Origin of the sequence: Paenibacillus hunanensis (assembly GCF_014645615.1) — a bacterium.
Taxonomy (GTDB): Bacteria; Bacillota; Bacilli; order Paenibacillales; family Paenibacillaceae; genus Saccharibacillus; species Saccharibacillus hunanensis.
The window spans coordinates 663,327-680,550 of record NZ_BMMB01000002.1 but is presented as its reverse complement, the minus strand read 5'-3'; the positions used below and the strand labels follow the sequence as shown (position 1 = coordinate 680,550).

General features: G+C 50.0%; 17 protein-coding genes. 8 read left to right on the top strand and 9 right to left on the bottom strand.

What is annotated here, in order from left to right:
- The gene (locus tag IEX62_RS06230; RefSeq protein ID WP_188774530.1) at positions 1-369 is read right to left on the bottom strand and encodes a DUF1304 domain-containing protein; all 369 of its coding nucleotides are present in this window, start codon (positions 367-369) and stop codon (positions 1-3) included.
- A 411-nt stretch (positions 370-780) separates the two neighbouring features.
- Between IEX62_RS06230 and IEX62_RS06225 the strand changes: the two genes are divergently transcribed.
- Together IEX62_RS06225 and IEX62_RS06220 are read left to right on the top strand one after the other, a co-directional pair.
- Positions 781-1,725, top strand: coding sequence for an NAD(P)-dependent oxidoreductase (locus IEX62_RS06225; protein WP_373289098.1), 945 nt, complete (start codon positions 781-783; stop codon positions 1,723-1,725).
- A 120-nt stretch (positions 1,726-1,845) separates the two neighbouring features.
- Positions 1,846-2,352: a hypothetical protein gene (locus IEX62_RS06220; protein WP_188774528.1), complete on the top strand. Its 507-nt coding sequence runs from the start codon at positions 1,846-1,848 to the stop codon at positions 2,350-2,352.
- Positions 2,353-2,365: 13 nt separating this feature from the next.
- Here IEX62_RS06220 and IEX62_RS06215 read toward each other — a convergent pair whose 3' ends face one another.
- Together IEX62_RS06215 and udk are read right to left on the bottom strand one after the other, a co-directional pair.
- Complete coding sequence (locus tag IEX62_RS06215; RefSeq protein ID WP_188774527.1) at positions 2,366-2,917, bottom strand: 5' nucleotidase, NT5C type; 552 nt, start codon at positions 2,915-2,917, stop codon at positions 2,366-2,368.
- A gap of 282 nt (positions 2,918-3,199) precedes the next feature.
- Positions 3,200-3,847, bottom strand: a complete 648-nt coding sequence (gene udk, locus IEX62_RS06210) for a uridine kinase (protein ID WP_188774526.1) — start codon at positions 3,845-3,847, stop codon at positions 3,200-3,202.
- A gap of 520 nt (positions 3,848-4,367) precedes the next feature.
- Between udk and IEX62_RS06205 the strand changes: the two genes are divergently transcribed.
- Positions 4,368-5,600 carry a Zn-dependent hydrolase gene (locus tag IEX62_RS06205; RefSeq protein WP_188774525.1) on the top strand — a complete coding sequence of 411 codons (1,233 nt, stop codon included), beginning with the start codon at positions 4,368-4,370 and terminating at the stop codon, positions 5,598-5,600.
- An 18-nt stretch (positions 5,601-5,618) separates the two neighbouring features.
- Here the strand turns inward: IEX62_RS06205 and IEX62_RS06200 are convergent, their stop codons facing one another.
- Both IEX62_RS06200 and IEX62_RS06195 read right to left on the bottom strand, forming a co-directional pair.
- Entirely contained in the window at positions 5,619-6,158 is a 540-nt protein-coding gene (locus IEX62_RS06200) for a chromate transporter (protein WP_308422631.1), read from the bottom strand.
- Between the two features lie 64 nt (positions 6,159-6,222).
- Positions 6,223-6,888 carry a chromate transporter gene (locus tag IEX62_RS06195; RefSeq protein ID WP_229685636.1) on the bottom strand — a complete coding sequence of 222 codons (666 nt, stop codon included), beginning with the start codon at positions 6,886-6,888 and terminating at the stop codon, positions 6,223-6,225.
- A 466-nt stretch (positions 6,889-7,354) separates the two neighbouring features.
- Here IEX62_RS06195 and IEX62_RS06190 point away from each other — a divergent pair, with 466 nt between their 5' ends.
- The 4 genes from IEX62_RS06190 (at position 7,355) to IEX62_RS06175 (ending at position 10,685) form a co-directional block, all read left to right on the top strand.
- Entirely contained in the window at positions 7,355-7,843 is a 489-nt protein-coding gene (locus tag IEX62_RS06190) for a PTS sugar transporter subunit IIA (protein WP_188774524.1), read from the top strand.
- A gap of 327 nt (positions 7,844-8,170) precedes the next feature.
- Entirely contained in the window at positions 8,171-9,001 is an 831-nt protein-coding gene (locus IEX62_RS06185; protein WP_188774523.1) for an endonuclease/exonuclease/phosphatase family protein, read from the top strand.
- 45 nt (positions 9,002-9,046) lie between these two features.
- Entirely contained in the window at positions 9,047-9,706 is a 660-nt protein-coding gene (locus IEX62_RS06180; RefSeq protein WP_188774522.1) for a peptide-methionine (S)-S-oxide reductase, read from the top strand.
- On the top strand, positions 9,696-10,685 hold the full coding sequence (locus IEX62_RS06175) for a LacI family DNA-binding transcriptional regulator (protein WP_188774521.1): 990 nt from the start codon (positions 9,696-9,698) through the stop codon (positions 10,683-10,685). Before IEX62_RS06180 ends, IEX62_RS06175 begins: the two co-directional genes overlap by 11 nt.
- Before the next feature lie 85 nt (positions 10,686-10,770).
- Here IEX62_RS06175 and IEX62_RS06170 read toward each other — a convergent pair whose 3' ends face one another.
- Both IEX62_RS06170 and IEX62_RS06165 read right to left on the bottom strand, forming a co-directional pair.
- Entirely contained in the window at positions 10,771-11,223 is a 453-nt protein-coding gene (locus IEX62_RS06170) for a DoxX-related protein (RefSeq protein ID WP_188774520.1), read from the bottom strand.
- A 39-nt stretch (positions 11,224-11,262) separates the two neighbouring features.
- Positions 11,263-11,880: a TetR/AcrR family transcriptional regulator gene (locus IEX62_RS06165; protein WP_188774519.1), complete on the bottom strand. Its 618-nt coding sequence runs from the start codon at positions 11,878-11,880 to the stop codon at positions 11,263-11,265.
- A 500-nt stretch (positions 11,881-12,380) separates the two neighbouring features.
- On the opposite strand from IEX62_RS06165, the gene IEX62_RS23930 reads away from it, so the two are divergent.
- Positions 12,381-12,515, top strand: a complete 135-nt coding sequence (locus IEX62_RS23930; protein WP_268239795.1) for a hypothetical protein — start codon at positions 12,381-12,383, stop codon at positions 12,513-12,515.
- A gap of 182 nt (positions 12,516-12,697) precedes the next feature.
- On the opposite strand, the gene IEX62_RS06160 is transcribed toward IEX62_RS23930, so the two are convergent.
- Together IEX62_RS06160 and IEX62_RS06155 are read right to left on the bottom strand one after the other, a co-directional pair.
- On the bottom strand, positions 12,698-15,793 hold the full coding sequence (locus IEX62_RS06160; RefSeq protein WP_188774518.1) for a DEAD/DEAH box helicase: 3,096 nt from the start codon (positions 15,791-15,793) through the stop codon (positions 12,698-12,700).
- Entirely contained in the window at positions 15,790-17,049 is a 1,260-nt protein-coding gene (locus IEX62_RS06155) for a hypothetical protein (protein WP_188774517.1), read from the bottom strand. The genes IEX62_RS06160 and IEX62_RS06155 overlap by 4 nt, the downstream gene beginning before the upstream one ends.
- Positions 17,050-17,224: the final 175 nt, after the last annotated feature.

Below are 17,224 nucleotides of genomic sequence, written 5' to 3'. Positions count from 1 at the left end.
TTAGTGACTGATCAGCACAAGAAGGAATGCGATGACCGCAGGCAGACCTTGCATGAGCAAAATCGAGCGTTTTACGCTCAAGCCGCCATACAGCGCAGCCACGATCACACAGGCGAGGAAGAAGATCGCAAGCTGGTATGCGATAGTAGCATCGGGATGCAGTAGCGACCAGATCAGGCCTGCTGCGAGAAAGCCATTGTATAGACCCTGATTGGCTGCCATCGAGCGTGTTAGCTCGGCATGCTCTGGATTGGTGCCAAATGTCTTCATAACACGCGGAGTCGTCCACAAAAACATCTCCATCACAAGGATATACAGATGTTCCAGCGCAACGACGGCGATCATAATGGAAGCTAGAATAGTAAGCATGGAAATTCCGTCCTTTCGATACGACCCGTACGGATCAAGTGGTCATTCTGAGTTCATGCGTGGAATGAAGCTTGCAAAGGATCTGCAATGTAAAATAAAAGTAGTGGATGCCATCGTCGTTATAAGCTCCGTTACCTTGTAGGAGAATGGAAGCTTAGCTACGGTAAAAGAAGCTTAATATCGTCTGCATTCATCACGGTATGTATGTATCCATAGCTGCGGTTGCAGTCCGCTTGCTTGTTTATTTTACCACAGCTGCACAGGGCCAAAACGGCAATATATGAAGTTCGTTATGTAAGATTGTAAACGGGGCTGAATCCGTGCTTTTCTTCAGCTGATATGTGATCTAGGGGCAGGGATGGTGCTGTCCATATGGCTCGTTCGATGCGAGACGGCGAAGCGAGAGCAGTCATGCTATACTTTGATGAGAATGCATCGCTAAGAAATGAGGAGGCAATAATCATGGCAATGGAACCAGCGACAACAGCAGTAGGCTTTATCGGAATCGGCGTAATGGGTAAAAGCATGGCTCGTCATCTCAAGCAGGCAGGCTATCCGCTTCATGTGTACACACGTACAGCGGCATCGGCGCAGGAGCTAGTAGATGAGGGAGCAACATGGCATGAGACACCGGGCAAGCTGGCAGCAGCATGCAAGGTGATCATTACGATGGTTGGTTATCCGAAGGATGTGGAGGATGTATACCTCGGCGTGGACGGCATTATCGCCAACGCACCACAGGGCGCATACCTGATCGATATGACCACCTCCAGCCCACAGCTCGCACAGCAGATCGCTAAAGAAGCCGCAGGCAAAGGTCTGCATGCACTCGATGCACCTGTATCTGGCGGCGATGTAGGCGCACGCGAAGCGCGTCTGTCGATTATGGTAGGCGGCGAACAGGCTGACTTTGAAGCCGTGAAGCCGCTGCTTGAGAAAATGGGTACGAACATCATCCTGCAAGGCGCCGCAGGTGCAGGTCAGCATACCAAAATGTGCAACCAGATCGCGATTGCCTCCGGTATGCTCGGTGTCTGCGAAGCACTAGCCTATGCCAAATTCGCTGGATTAGACGCAGAAGTCGTTCTACAAAGCATCGCTACAGGCGCAGCAGGCAGCTGGTCACTCAGCAACCTCGGCCCACGTATGATCAAGGGCGATTTTGAACCGGGCTTTTACGTGAAGCATTTTATCAAGGACATGGGCATCGCGCTGGAATCCGCCAAAGCAATGGGACTGAACACACCAGGTCTTGCACTGGCAGGGTCCGTCTACCAGCAGCTCGCCAGCGAGGGCTACGATAATAAAGGTACACAGGTGCTGTATCATTATTTTATAGCGCAATTGAATAACTAGGATTATAATAGCAAGCTTACTATACAGATCGGAATGCAAGTATGCTTGTTCATACCTGCATTCCGATATATTGCACTAAAGGCAGATACATACGTCTACACCCAGCTGTGGAGGGCATTCATGAAAAGATGGATCATTGCACTACTAATCTCAATCTCAGCCATTATCATTCTTGTACCAAGTATCATTTATGCCACGTCAACATTCAGTCTGAAGCAAAATGATGTCAATATCGTTAGTGACAATAATGAACATCATGACTCCGAGAACAACGAATTGGCAAACCTGGAAACTTCCATCACTCATTTTGCAGGCACCGCTTCGGGGAGCAAGCAAGTAGCTTCAGCCTTCATCGTACCCATTCATTATGGACATGTTACGCTACATTTTAGTAACCATTCATCAGCAGCTACAACAATCGCAATAAACAATAACCAATCGAGCAAAGTCTACTTCACCCGGCAGATTGCAGCTGGCTCTTCTTACACATGGAGAAGTGCCGAGCACCATACCGCTGGAATCCAATCCGGCGATTACACCATTACTTATCGATCCTCTTCATCCAGCGTACATATGGATTACTCGGGTATTGCTTCCGATACGATGCAAAAAGTAGAAATAAACTGAAGCGTAAGCTATATCAGCTCTCCAAAATTTCATTCACCAGCTCACTCATGCCCTGCCACGAATCCTTCATCACAAACTCCGACTGAATCGGCAAATTCCACGGACGCGGAATGCCGATCGTCTTCTTGCCTGCTGCACGAGCAGCGAGCAGATTATGCGGCCCATCGTCGATCAGCACATCAAACTCCAGCAAATACTTGCGCTTGGCGACGAAAAAGTTCTCATACGAAATAAACGGCAGATGGCGTTGCAGCCAGCGCCACTTTTCCGGTACCGAATCAGGGCGTGAGGCGGTGACGATAATCAGATCATGCTGTGCATGAATCTTCTCCACCTCGGCAATTGTATACTCGTCAAAAATCTCCAGCTCCTCATACAGTCCAGGGCGTCCAAAAAATATATCCTCCGAGCACTCATGATGCCAGATTTGACGCAGATCAAAATTAATAATCTGCTCCATCGTAAGCGGCAAATCAGGGTACAGCAGGTTATGATAATGAATCGCCCGTGGCAGCAGATGACACAGCGTGTCATCCATATCAATGGCGACAATTTTTCTATCCAAATTCAAGTCCTCCTCAAGTGGCATCAAATAATCGACTGTACTCGTCTATCCGTTTAATTAAACGAATCCTTCTCATCTTAGTTTTTATTATCGATTGTCGCAACAATAACTGGAAGATTGGTGATAGGGAGGTGATATGATCAACCAATATCTTCCGCATCATCGACTGATTAGAATGCAAACAAGCACCTGCTCATAGGGCAGGTGCTTGTCTGGTTATCTCGACTATATCTATAGCTATATCGGATGCTGCGATGATAGATACAAAAGGGGGCTAGCGAATTAGTTCGTCTTTTTCGCGCCTGTCCATTCTTCACCGGACAGGTACTTTTCCGTCAGAATCGACAGCAGCTGAATCCCAACTTCATTGTGTCCGCCTTCAGGGATGATCAGGTCAGCGTACTTTTTGGAAGGCTCGATAAACGCTTCGTGCATCGGCTTCACCGTTGTCAGGTACTGCTGGTGAATTGATTGGATGCTGCGACCGCGTTCTTCGATATCACGCAGCACACGGCGCAAAATGCGCACATCCGGATCGGTATCCACGAATACCTTGATATCCAGCTGCTCGCGCAGCTTTTCATCGGACAGGACATGCAGACCTTCGATGATGACGATGTTATTCGGCATCAGCTCCAGACGCTGATCTGTAAAACGAGCATGCATCGTAAAATCGTACACAGGTGCATACGCGGTCTGACCTTGCTTCAGCTCGCCCAGGTGCTCGATCAACAGCTCGTTGTCAAACGCGAACGGGTGATCATAGTTGATCAGCGCACGTTCTTCCAGTGTAAGATGCGTATGATCCTTGTAATAGTTATCCTGCGAAATAAACGTAACTTCCTTGCCTGCACTTAGACGTTCGATAACGGAGCGTGCGACAGTTGTCTTGCCTGAACCGGTGCCACCGGCAATACCAATAATGAGCATGGCGTTAACATAAACCTCCCTGGATATATCGTAATATTATGGTTGGGCATGTGGAAGCATGACAATCGGAAATTATCGCTCCTTAATGAAGCCTTTTCCTGCCATACGAACGTGCCTGTAAATGAAGTAATTTTTGCACGACAAAACCAATTTACATTCAGCATCTGACATTGTAAATCCGGTGAAAAATAATCATGATTTTTACGGGACAAAATTTACACACTACTAATATTTTAGAATAGCACAGCTGAGCCTTTTTTTCACCTGATTTCAAAAGGTTTACACAGGAAATATTACATTTTGTCAAATGACATTTATCTGGATTGCTTTAGTATAGAGGCTATACGCTCCAATCGAGCATGGAAATTGAGGCAGAAACAGCAAAATGATGAACCGTTCATAGCAGCATAAGACTTTACACGATGGGGATATACCGTGATCGGATGCCCGGTCACAGCGGCGAATAGGCAAAGAGTGTCCAATACACAATATGCATAATCTGGCGAATGGAGTGGTGACGATGAAGCAGCAGCAACAGCTATTCGTAAATGTAGACCGACTGGAGCAGACAATTGAGGCGTTTGCTGATTATGGGCGTACAGAGAACAATGGCGTGACCCGGCTGGCGCTGAGTGAGCCAGATATCGCGGTACGCGGATATTTTCGCCAATGCTGTGAGGAGCTGGGCATGACGGTGACGGTCGACGATCTGGGCTGTATGTACGCCACCTATGCTGGCACCGAGGATGTACCACCGATTGTGATCGGATCACATATGGATACCGTCAAAAAAGGCGGGCGTTTCGATGGTATTCTCGGTGTGCTCGCCGGGCTTGAGCTTGTACGCACACTCAAGGATTACGGTATTCAGCCACGTATTCCGATTGTGGTGATGAATTTTACGAATGAAGAAGGTGCGCGGTTTGAGCCATCGATGATGGCATCCGGTGTGCTCGCCGGTCGTTTTGATGGGGATACGATGCTGGCAAAGACCGATCCAGACGGCATCACATTCGGTGATGCGCTGAATGCGAGTGGCTATGCAGGGGAACAGCAGCATCGCATTCGTGAAGCGACCGCTTATCTGGAGCTACATATTGAGCAGGGGCCTGTGCTGGAGAGTGAGCAGCTGGCGATTGGGCTGGTCGATTGTGTCGTTGGGATGGTCTGCTATGAGATTGAGGTACAGGGTGACTCCAATCATGCCGGTACGACCCCGATGTCGATGAGACAGGATGCGCTATTCGCAGCGAATGATCTGATGCTGATGTTACGCGAACAGCTCGCACCGCTGGACGAGGAGCTGGTGTACACGATGGGACGGATGAATGTGTACCCGAATATTCATACGGTCATTCCGAATCGAGTTGTGTTCACACTCGAAGCACGACACAAGGATGAAGATGTCGTGCATCAAGTGGAGCAGATCATTGGTGCGCTACCGAAGCAGCAGGGAGGCTGTGAGGTAAAGGCTACACGGCTATGGAATCGTAATACCGTCTGGTTCGATACCCATGTATGCGGAGTTTTGCAGCAGGCGGTGAAGACGCTTGGCTATTCGCATCGTACGATGGCGAGTGGTGCTGGACATGATGCCCAGTTTGTAGCCGACTTTTTACCGTCAGCGATGGTATTCGTGCCTAGCGTGCGTGGGAAAAGTCACTGTGAGGAGGAATTTACGCCATATGAGCAATGCGCACAGGGCGTAAATGTGTTGCTGGAAGCGGTTATGCTCATGCAGGAGAAGGCATAAACGTTAAAATGAAAATGATCAAAATAACACAATGCCCATCACTGCCGAGCCGAGAATTACGAGCAGAGGATGGGCTTTGTAGCGTACAATGGCTACAAATACGGCTGCACCGATTAATAGCGTCAGCCATGTTGTCAGCTCACTCAGCGCCGACCAGCCGCTACCGAGTCCGAAGTGAATCGCCGCATAAGCGATCAAGCCGGTTACGATGGGACGCAGACCATAGAATGACGATTTGACCACCTGACTGCCATGGAGCCGATAAAACAATCCAGCTAAGGTGATCACCAGTACAAGCGAGGGCAGCACAATACCAAGCGTTGCCATCGCCGCACCAGGTATGCCAGCGACCTGATAGCCGATGAGTGTAGCGCTGTTGGTCGCGATCGAGCCGGGTGCCATTCCAGCAAGCGAGACGGTCTGACGAAATGGCTCAGCCGCCATCCAGCCATATTGCTCGGAATCATGCTGAATAAGCGGAATGACCGCATAACCACCGCCGAATGAGACAAAGCCTATTTTTAAAAATGAAATAAATAGCTGCCATAATAGCATCATTGCACCTTCTTCGTGATGTCGATCATGTATTGATCATGTCGTTTATTTACATCTAAATATCCAATTAAATGTAGTATTCGATATACGTCGTGTTGTCCTTACCAGAACCGCGTTCTTTTTCCGTACGGATACGTAAGCCGAGCGCTTTTTTCACCCGTATAATCAGTAAACCGATCACCAGCCCGGATAAAATAAGGAAGATCGGATTCAAGCCAGTTAATAACAGAATCATGAGGGCTACCGCCGCCACGATCATCGTTGTACGATCAAACAGCGAGCTTTTGCCCATACGATAGGCGGCAACCGCGATCAATCCGATCACCGCGCCTTTAATCCCCTGAAAAGCAGCCTGTACTTTGGGCTGATCATGGAATAGAGAGTAAAATAAGCTTAATACGAACACGATCAGAAAGGTCGGCAACGTAATCCCAAGTGTAGCCGCGATGGCTCCTGTTACACCCGCCATCCGGTACCCAACAAAAGCCGAGGCATTCACGCCTACGCCACCCGGAGCCGAGCCTGCTACCGAGAGCAGATCATTCATTTCATCCTGCTCAATCCACCCACGCCGCTCTACCACCTCTCGCTCGATCATCGGAATCATCGCATAGCCGCCACCAAAGGTTGCTGGCCCAATTTTGAAAAATACCCAGAACAGATCGATCCACATCGCTAATCCACGCGCAGGTGGTTGAGAGGTGGAGTCCGTTCGTGCTGTTGAAAATAACATACTAATCCGTCCCTTCTGTATACATATAGTATACCATCTTTTTACCAAAATGAAATTAACTATGGATAAAAGAATTGTAAAATCGACAAAATAAAGCGTAAAAACGATTTTTTGAAGTCGATATCTGGTGATTGGATTGGTTTTGAAGAAGAAAGATGCTCTGTAGAATGATGAATGAGTTATCTTTTTTTAATTTTGATAAAAAGTTTGCGCTAATTAGCACTAAAATGATATCCACACGGGCAGAACTGAATTCACACGAGCGGTACTAACTGGCTTACTCCGTACATTTGACAACCGCTTGCACACCCACGTATCATAGAACCCAAAATCCGGTCATGTACCGGAATAGATACATGAATGGACTGGTAGTATGTCGGCGCTTTCGTCCCTGCGTATGGATGACCTGATTGTCAGGATCGTAAGTCAGCGACAGGTCGTTCATGATACAGGAGGAGATGAGAAGATGCTGTCATTTTTCAAAAAGGATAAAACAGGCCCGATCGAGGCATTCGCTCCCATTACAGGTAAGGCGGTCGATCTGTCGAACGTGCCGGATCCCGCATTTGCTGACAAGCTGATGGGTCAGGGTATTGCGATTGAACCTCACGAAGGTAAAGTACACGCACCATTTGATGGTAAGATCGCGCAGCTATTCAAAACAAAGCATGCGATGCTGATCGAGCATAGCTCTGGCATTCAGGTGCTGATTCACGTTGGTGTTGATACGGTATCACTCAAGGGCGAAGGCTTTACGGCTCATGTGGCGACAGGTGATAAAATCAAGCAGGGTCAATTGCTGCTCGAATTTGATATCGCTCAGATTCAAGCGGCAGGCTATCCTGTGATCACGCCATTCATCGTGCCAGATGGTCAGGATGCGGTGAAGGGTGTTACCGAGCAGTTGGGTGACGTTATCGCCGGGCAGCAGCAGGTGCTGACTATTCAGCGTTAAGCTACTGGAAGCAGGAGCAGGATGGAATCTGGAGTAACTGTCCGTATTTGTAGCCTGTCTGCATCGCATGTAGTCATGTAGTCAGTATAGTGCGGTCATCTGAATCCACGTTGTACACTTTCTCATACGAATGCTCATCCTGCTGGTATCTCCATGATCCGGCAGGATTTTTTGTTGTGCCGTTTTGTCATCTGGAAGCTATGGTATAGTGGAAGTAAGGCGTTTCGGCAGTGAGGTCGAGCGATTACGATGCAGTACAGTCAAGCTTTGCGGTTAATAAAGGTAAGGATCAGGTAGGCTGAACTAGACGAAGGATGGAGTAGAGCGATGAAATTATTGACGTTAAATGTACATGGCTGGCATGAAGAGAATCAGCTGGAGAAGATTGGACAGCTGGCGGATTTTATTAATAACGAGCAGTTCGATGTGATCGCCATGCAGGAGGTCAATCAGCGCGCGGCAGAGCCGCCATTGGAGCCATCCCATCTGGGGCATTATTTTGCGGCGGATGCGGATGCCGTCATTCGGGCGGATAATTATGCGTATGTTTTACTATCACGTCTGCAAGAAAATTATCACTGGACATGGGTGCCGGTGCATTCGGCAGCACGTGGTCGTTTTGATGAAGGACTGGCGATTCTGTCGCGCGCACCGTTTAATGATGCGGTATTGGGGCATGTATCGACGCAGCGAATCTATGAGCATTATAAGACGCGTAAGGTGCTTGCTGTACGCACAGAGCATGAAGGACAGGCGGTATGGCTAGCGAATGGACATTTTGGCTGGTGGAATGATGAGGTCGAGCCGTTTCGTCCGCAATGGGATCGGGCGGAGGAGCTGCTTGCGCCGTGTCAGCAGGAGCCGATTCTGTTTCTCGGTGACTTTAACAATGTGGCAGAGATTCGTGAGGAAGGCTATGACTATATGATGAAGCACATCTGGAAGGATACGTACACGCTGGCTGTCGATAAGGATAAAGGGCATACCGTAACCAAATCGATCGCAGGCTGGGAAGGCAATGAGCATCCGTTACGGATTGATTATATTTATAGCAATCGGGAGCTACAGGTGGAACGATCACGTGTGGCGCTGAATGGCAGTAATGGTGCGGTGGTGTCGGATCATTTTGGCGTGATGGTCGAGCTGAAGCTGTCCTGATGGCTACGCATATCGCTACAACAAAAGGAATAGGAGGTGTCCAGAATGGGCAATGAAACGATCCGACTCGGCATGGGCTGCTTCTGGGGACCGGAAGCATGGATCGGCGCAATGGAGGGTGTGGTCGGCACGACGGCTGGATTAGCCGGTGGACAGAGTGAAGATCCAGGCTACCGTCAGCCAGCGGATCATTCGGAAACGGTACAGGTGGTATATGATGAAGCCGTGCTGCCACTGGAGCAGCTGCTGGAGCAATTCTGGCAGCGTCACCGTCCGGCTGCGATTAATGGCTATCGAGCAGAGCCACGGTACCGCTCGCTCATTTTATGTACTAATGAACGGCAATTGCAGGTGGCACAGCAGCTACAGCAGGCAGACGAGGCGCGTAAGGAAACGATCATTCGTCTGGATATGACCTTTTACCCGGTGGACGAGCGGCATCAGAAGTATTATTTACAGCGTCAGCCTGATGTGCTGGAGCAGCTGGTTGAGCTATATGAAGCGACCGTATCGGATTGGGATGTTAAAGCACTGGACACCACACTGGCGGCAAGGCTGAATGGCTGGACTCGTCAGCAGACCACAGTGGAGCGGATACGCGCAGAGCTACCGAGCTGGCCCGAGCCGCTTGAGCCACTGATGCAGCAGCGTTACGAGCAACTACTGGACACGATGATAGATAGGAGCGTAGCGAATGAAAACTAGCATTTTCGATGTCGCCAAGCGATCCGGGCTATCGGTCGTGACCGTATCGCGTGTGCTGAACGGTGCACAGACCGTACGTGAGAAAAATCGGCTAAAGGTGCTGGAAGCGATCCGCGAGCTGGATTATCGTCCCAGTGCAGCAGCGCGTTCGCTGGCAAGAGGACGAACGGGAACGATTGGCTTGATCGTGACAACGCTACAGGATTCTTTTTTTGATTCGGTCGCCAAAGAGATCAACGATCTGCTAGCTGCTGAGGGCTACTATCTGGCGATCTCCGTCTCGCGAGGGCTGGATCATAGCGGTCAGCATTATATGATTCAGGAGGATCGTCTGGATGGGTTGATTCTGCTATCACCGGTGGAGGAAGAAGACTTTGTCCGTGAGCTGCGAGCACGCCATATTCCGTATGTGCTGATTGATAATCAGCAGCCTGCGCATAATGAGGAAGCAGTGCAGATTGATAACTATCGTGGTGGCTATGTGGCAGGACGACATTTGCTAGAGCAGGGGCATCAGCGTATCGCGCATCTGTGCGGAGAAGAGCTGTATCGGAGTACCGTTGAGCGCAGACGGGGCTTTGTGCAGGCTTTGCAGGAAGAGGGGCTTGAGCCGATAATGATCGAGCAGGGCGAATATAGTATTGGATTTGGCTATGCGACTGCTCGGCGCTGGTTAGAAGCAGATACGCTTCCTGAGGCTATATTTGCTGGAGACGATTATATTGCGCTGGGCTTTATCAATGCATTACTGGAAGCAGGTTTGTCTGTACCACGCGATATTTCCGTAATCGGCTATGATGATCAGGTGATCGCTGCCAAGCTGCATCCTCTACTCACGACCATTCGTCAGCCCGCAGATGAGATTGCTCGTGCAGCCGTCCAGCAGATGCTACGTAAAATTAATGAGCCTGATCAGCCTGTGCCAGGTGTGTGTATTTGTCCAGAGCTGATCATTCGTCAATCAACCGCTGTTCGCTGACAGCGGCTTTTTGTCGTGATTATCGAGTGGTGAGGGATGCTAATGCTAAGTCGCGGATAAAATGTATTGATTAGAATCGAATCCATCAAGCAAACCACGGGGAAGCCAGTATGATCAGCACCAGATAGAGCAACTGCATCGCTGTACGTAATGGTAGTGGCGTTACCGGACGACCACCGAGTGTTAAATGCTGTCTGGCAGCATGCACATTAGCAGGGAATAGCGCCAGCATGAGCAGAAATAGCCCAATTGCCGCGATGCCGTTGATCACGGTAAAGGGAATAACCAGACCGATCGCACCCATGATTTCCAGTATGCCCGTCAGACTGACCAGCATAGCAGGATGAGAGAAAAAGGGTGGCACCATACGGATCATTTCTGCCCGACGTTTACCCCAGTGTGCAGAGGCGGTGATCAGAAGCATGATTGCCAGAGCGATTTGCAGACACGGGTGCCAGTGATTAAGTGGTTCCACACCTGCCCAGCCGATCATTCGTAGCACGACAAAAGCAATCGTTAATACAATAAGAGAAATCATACAGCAGTCTCCTTCCCAATCGTTATGCTAAGATTCACGCTACAAAGGCTCGGACGACATACCCAGCAGCGAACGAATCATATGCTCGCGTAGCTGAGACATATGCAGCCGCGATTCATGCGGCGTATCGGCAAAGGAATGACTCACCCGCAATCCAAACTGAATAAGGGTGAAATACTCGGCCACGAACCTTGCATCGACCGTAGCAGGAATGACACCTCGTTCCTGTCCACGTACAATCCAGTGCTCTGCATACTGAACCGATTGCCGCTGAAAGTCCTGTAATGCTTGCCGAATGAGCGGATCCTCCTCCTTACCAAGCAAATATAAAAAGACTCGATTCGTCATCTCCTGCGGATCGGTCAGCTCCATCATGCGCTTGATAATCGCATCCATCGGTCGATAAAAGTCTGGCTCCTGCTGCTGCTCGACTTCATGCTCAAACTCCGCATCGACGGATTCCAGCCGCTCATTGAGTAGCCAGATGAAGATTTCATCGCGACTGCGAACGTAGTGGAAAATCGCTCCTTTGGACAATCCCGAGCGCTCCATCAGATCGTTCATGGTGATGGCATGTACATTGTTCTCTCGCAATAGCTCACGCGCTGCCTGGAGTAGCTTTTGCTGGGATAGCTGGCGGCGTTCCTCGTTCTTCATCGTATAACCTCCTGAAATTTTCATGGCAGACTAGCAAGCTTGCTTACCCAATAATCGCATCCATCACAGAGTGGCTATAAGCTGTGAAATAGAGTTGTCTTATTCAAACAGCTAATTGCGTTTATCTAATCGTTTCAAGCATCCATACCTATCTAAAAGAGGTCAGCCATACTGCTCTAAAAGAGGTAAACTCAGCTATACTGCACAATCGAATCGTACTTTGTTGCGCTGGATGAGAGATTCTTACGAGAAATCATTTGCTAGTTGATAAGCATATTATAAAAACAGACCATCGGTTTGTAAATTAAAATTTGATATCATCACATAAACACGTATCTTATCAACACAACCATGAGCACAGCCGCGAATCCATCCTATTCATCAGCTACTTGATCAGCCTGATTCTCCGTAGCTCTCTGTCATACAAATAAAATCAAAAATAAACCCGAGTAATTCACCGGAATACTAACGTATCCAGCCAACCACTCGGGCAGCCCCTAATGGAACAAATATTTATACAGATGAAGCGAATCGGTGCGTTGTATATTCGCTTCTTGTCCAGCGAATTCATGCTGTTCAAGCTAGCGATATCGGTTAACGATCTTTATCGTCTATTCAAGCTGCGCAACATCTAAAACGGATCGACCTATAGAACTAATCAATCCACAAAACCACTCAATCCATAAAACCAATCAACCTTTCACAGACCAACTTGCCTGACATGATACGATCGATTCAGCCTTGATCAGCCTCTACAAGCTCTTCGAGCCTCATGCTTCGCTAAATTCATGTCACAGCCTGTATAGCCTTTCTAACCTTATACTTCGCTAAATTCACGCCGCAGGCTAAACAAGCTCTGTAGCTCATCATTCGACAGCTCCGTAATCCAGCCCTCGGACGTAGCGATGATGTTATTGCTGAGCTGCTGTTTGCTTTCTAGCATCTCATCGATTCGTTCCTCCAGTGTGCCAAGTGAGATAAACTTATGCACCTGCACGTTACGCTTCTGACCCATCCGATAGGCTCGGTCGGTCGCCTGATTCTCGACGGCAGGATTCCACCAGCGATCGACGTGGAATACATGGCTTGCTGCGGTCAGGTTCAAGCCGACACCGCCTGCCTTGAGTGACAGGATGAATATATTCGGCTCGCCGGGTGCCTGGAACTGCTCAATCATACGGTCACGGGCGGTTTTGGAGGTGCTGCCGTTCAGGTACAGCACCGGTTCATTCAGCTCCTCGCTTAATATGCGCTGAATCATCTGCCCCATTCCGATATACTGGGTGAAAATCAGACATTTCTCGCCTTCCTCACGTAGCTCGCGTACCATTTCCAGAAGCCGCTCCAGCTTGGCAGAGCGATTGATCAGTGCATCATTTTCCATACTTAACTCTTCTGGCTCCTGATCCTGCCCTTCCTCCAGCGTCTGTGGCATATGCACCAGATCGGGATGATCGCAGATCAGCTTGAGCTGAGTGAGTGCAGACAGAATCGCGCCCTTGCGCTTCATGCCCTGTAGCTGATTCACCTGCTGCATCAGCTGATTGACCGCCTGATCGTACATTGCGCCTTGCTCCGGGGTCAGGTTCAGATACGTTTTCATCTCATTTTTCTCCGGCAGATTGAGCTGGATATTCGGGTCTTTTTTCGTACGGCGCAGCATGAATGGCTTGACCATGCGCTGTAGCTCCAATGTTCGCTCCTCATCCTGCTCCTTCTCGATCGGTGTTGCAAATCGATCCTGAAATCCCTTCATCCCGCCCAGATAGCCGGGGGTGATAAAGTCATAGATCGACCACAGCTCGGCCAGTCGGTTTTCAATCGGTGTCCCGGTTAGTGCGACACGGTGCAGTGCATGGAGACTTCGTACCGTCTGCGATTGACGGGTTTGTGCGTTTTTAATATTTTGCGCCTCGTCCAGACAGACCGTTGCCCAGGTGATCGTTTGAAGGAGCTCCTGATCAAGCGATGCGGTGGCATACGAAGTGAGAATCACATCATGCTGCTCCACTAATCGCTGGAAGTCATCACCGCTCGTGCGCTTGCTGCCATAATGTAGGGCAACACGCAGCGAAGGAGCAAAGCGTGCGATCTCCTTTTGCCAGTTACCAAGTACCGATGTTGGACAGACGACAAGGGAGGTAGGTGTATACTGATCTTCTATATCCTTGCCGTATTGCTGAGCGCTGGATCGATCAGCATCTGACATCGCAGACGGATCGTTCTGCACCTCTGCCTGTCGCGCGGCTATCGTATCCGCATGTGTGATTTCCAGCTGTTTCATACGAGCGGCATCCTCACGGATATGCAGTAGATAAGTGATCAGCTGAATCGTTTTACCAAGACCCATATCGTCGGCAAGACATGCACCCAGACCGAAGCGCCGCAGGAAGCTAAGCCAGGAGAAGCCTTCCTGCTGATACGGGCGTAGCTGTGCCTGTAATCCGTCCGGTATAGGGATGAGTGGTAATTCATTTTGCTGACTAATCTGGCGAATCAGCTCATCCAGCTGTGCATTCAGCTCGACCTCGATCTCGATGCGCTGCATTTCCAGTAGCTCTTCGTCCTCAGCTTCTGCTTCCTCCACGCCAGCCGACTTGCCCTGACGCATCAGATGCAGCTGTAATACATCCTGAAACGATAGACCACGGCGCCGATCAATACCGCTCATCGCGCGCCGAATCTGTTCGAGTAGCTCAGGATCAAGCACAATCCATTGTCCACGGAATAGCGCTAGCCGCTCCTGCTTTTCCGCAAGCTCAAGGAACTCATCCTCGGTTAGCTCCGTCTCGCCAATCGCCACACGCCAGTCGAAGTCGATCAGCGCATCCAATCCGAAGAAGGATTTGCCGGTACGCTTGTCTTCGTCCTCGCTTAGCTTTGCCTTGAGCTTTGGTCGCTTGCGGCGTGCCGTTTCCCACCATGCAGGTAACAGGACAAGCCATCCAGCCTGTAATAGCCGGTTACTGTATTGGGATAAGAAGCGCCATGCCTGCTCATTGCTCAGGCTGCGTCCGATCATGTCGTCATCGGTGCCGAATTGCTGAATTGGTAGCACCGCCCGTAGCTGCTCACGCCAGTTGGCAGAGCGATCCTGTACAGGCGCTTCCCAGCCCGTCGGCCAATCCCCACGCGCCAATCCATCCAGCCGTAGCTGTACCGGCACCAGATGCGTCTCGTCCTGCTTATCCTGAAGCACGAGTCGTAGCCGCCAGCCGCTATTCGTATCCTCTGGCTCCAGTAGCTGAAGTGCAGGACGGAATGGGGCGGTATCACTTTTCCATCCGATCGTGATCAGCCAGGTCGATTCGTCCAGTCCAGCCGTGCTGTTATTACGGTCAAATAAAGCTGGGAACTCGCGCCGCAAATCCGCATTTTCCGCCTCCGAATTATAGTATCGCTCTGATACAGATGCAGAGAAGGCTGCCTGCAATCCAGCCAGCATTTCAGGTGTGACATCGTTTTTCAGTGCGCTTTGCAGTGCCTGACGCTGTGCACGCGGCACGGCTCGCAGCAATTGCTCTGCATCCCATTTCCATTGCAATCGTCCACGGCGATAGGCTGCCAGTGAAGGCAGGTACTTTTTATCATTCAGGCAGGCGAGCAGTGCAGGGGCAAGCAGGCGTAGGGTGGCTGCTTCTTCTTCCCAGCTCCAGCGCACATGATGAAGTAGCTCTGCCTCGGCAAAAAAGGGAATCACCTGCTCGGCAGGCAGCACGATCAGCTCGACCTCCGGTGTCTGCTCGATCTGTAGCTCTGTCCCATAAAAGGATGGCTCATGCCAGGCAAATAGCAGTTGCTTTAGATACATCGCGGGTACAAGCCCATACGCTTCCTTGGTGCCATAGATGAGTGCATCCCCATATTCACTCAAGCCAACGCGTACACTGATATGTTGTAAATGATGACTCATGGAATTAGCTTTCCTTTCCGCAATTCTTCCTGCAATGCACGCAATCGACTGTTCCGCGCTGCAAATTGCTCGATATACTGCTGCCAGCGCTCATCCTGCTTGAGCCGCGCATATAGCTTGGCTAGCCGCTTGAGTAGCTTGACGGCTGCCTTGTAGCCATCGCGATTTTTGTGTGACATATGACGCTCTACTGCCTGATGGTAAAAGGGCAACAGCAGCTGTGGAGCGCCTGTCTCGACAGGCTTTAACTCGGTCACCTTATAGTTAGCTGGATCACGTCCAGAGGATAGCTGGTAATCCATCCAGCGTTCGTATTTGCCATACGCAAGTAGCTTTTCTTCATACATGCGTCCGCCCAGCGGCAATAGACTTTCCAAAGCACTCCACATCTGCGGCTCTTCTTCCGGGAGCTGGCGAACCGCTGCATCCCAGTGATCTGCATACGATTGTAGCTCTGAATACTGTCTGCGCAGGATGGGCGCCAGTGCCGCCAGCCACCAGACAAGGCGTGTCCATTGCTCATTCGCCGCCAGCTCACTCGTCACGTCCGGCAAGCGTTCTGGATAAAAGTCATGCCGCGCCGCCGCTTCCTGAATATAATGCAGGGACTGCTCATCCTGTGCCAGCGAAAAGTGAATATAACTCTGCGCCAGCAGGAGCGAATGATGAGCAAAGCGTGCATGTGATGATCCGGGGAGCGGCTGTTTGTCCCGCTCGGCGGCTTCGGCAACAATCTCATCCAGTATGCGTTGCTCACGCTCTAATCGCTGTGTACCATCCGGTAACAGACATCCCCAGTATCGCCAGAACAAATAATAGCTATTCAATAATGTATACGTATCCCGCACCTCAGCAAGCATATCGCCGCGTAGTACAGCTAGTAGCTCCGTCCATTGCTTACGCTCGATATCCATCGTCAGTGTCGGTAGAGGTTTGCTTAATAGCTGATCGATGCGGCCCTGCACCTCGCCTGCTGCCAGACGGGTATGATAACCGAGCGATAACGGTGAGGTGCCGGTCGTTTTGTGCATCGGCAGCATCACCTTGCTGTAGATCGTCAGCTCCGCCAGCAGCTGATAAAACTGGCGTGAAGCCGCAGATAGCGCCGCTGGTTGCAGCTGCAAAGCAATCTCCAGCGCCTGCTCGGTATAAGCGACATTGCGGATACTCGTTTCAATCGTAATCAGCGCTTCACGAATCTGCTGTTGCCAGACGGCTACACTCAGCTCTGCCGGTTGGGAGGCATTTGAATTCATAGATATCCATCTCCTGCATCAGTTCAACTTTTGATATCTCCTTATTATATCATTTGCAGACCGTATGAATCTTGTCATTACATATATCTCACTAGGAATATAGGCTTATTTACTGGAAAATGCTCTAAAGCACGCGTTCATTTACCGATAATAAAACACACAAGTTATTGTCGTA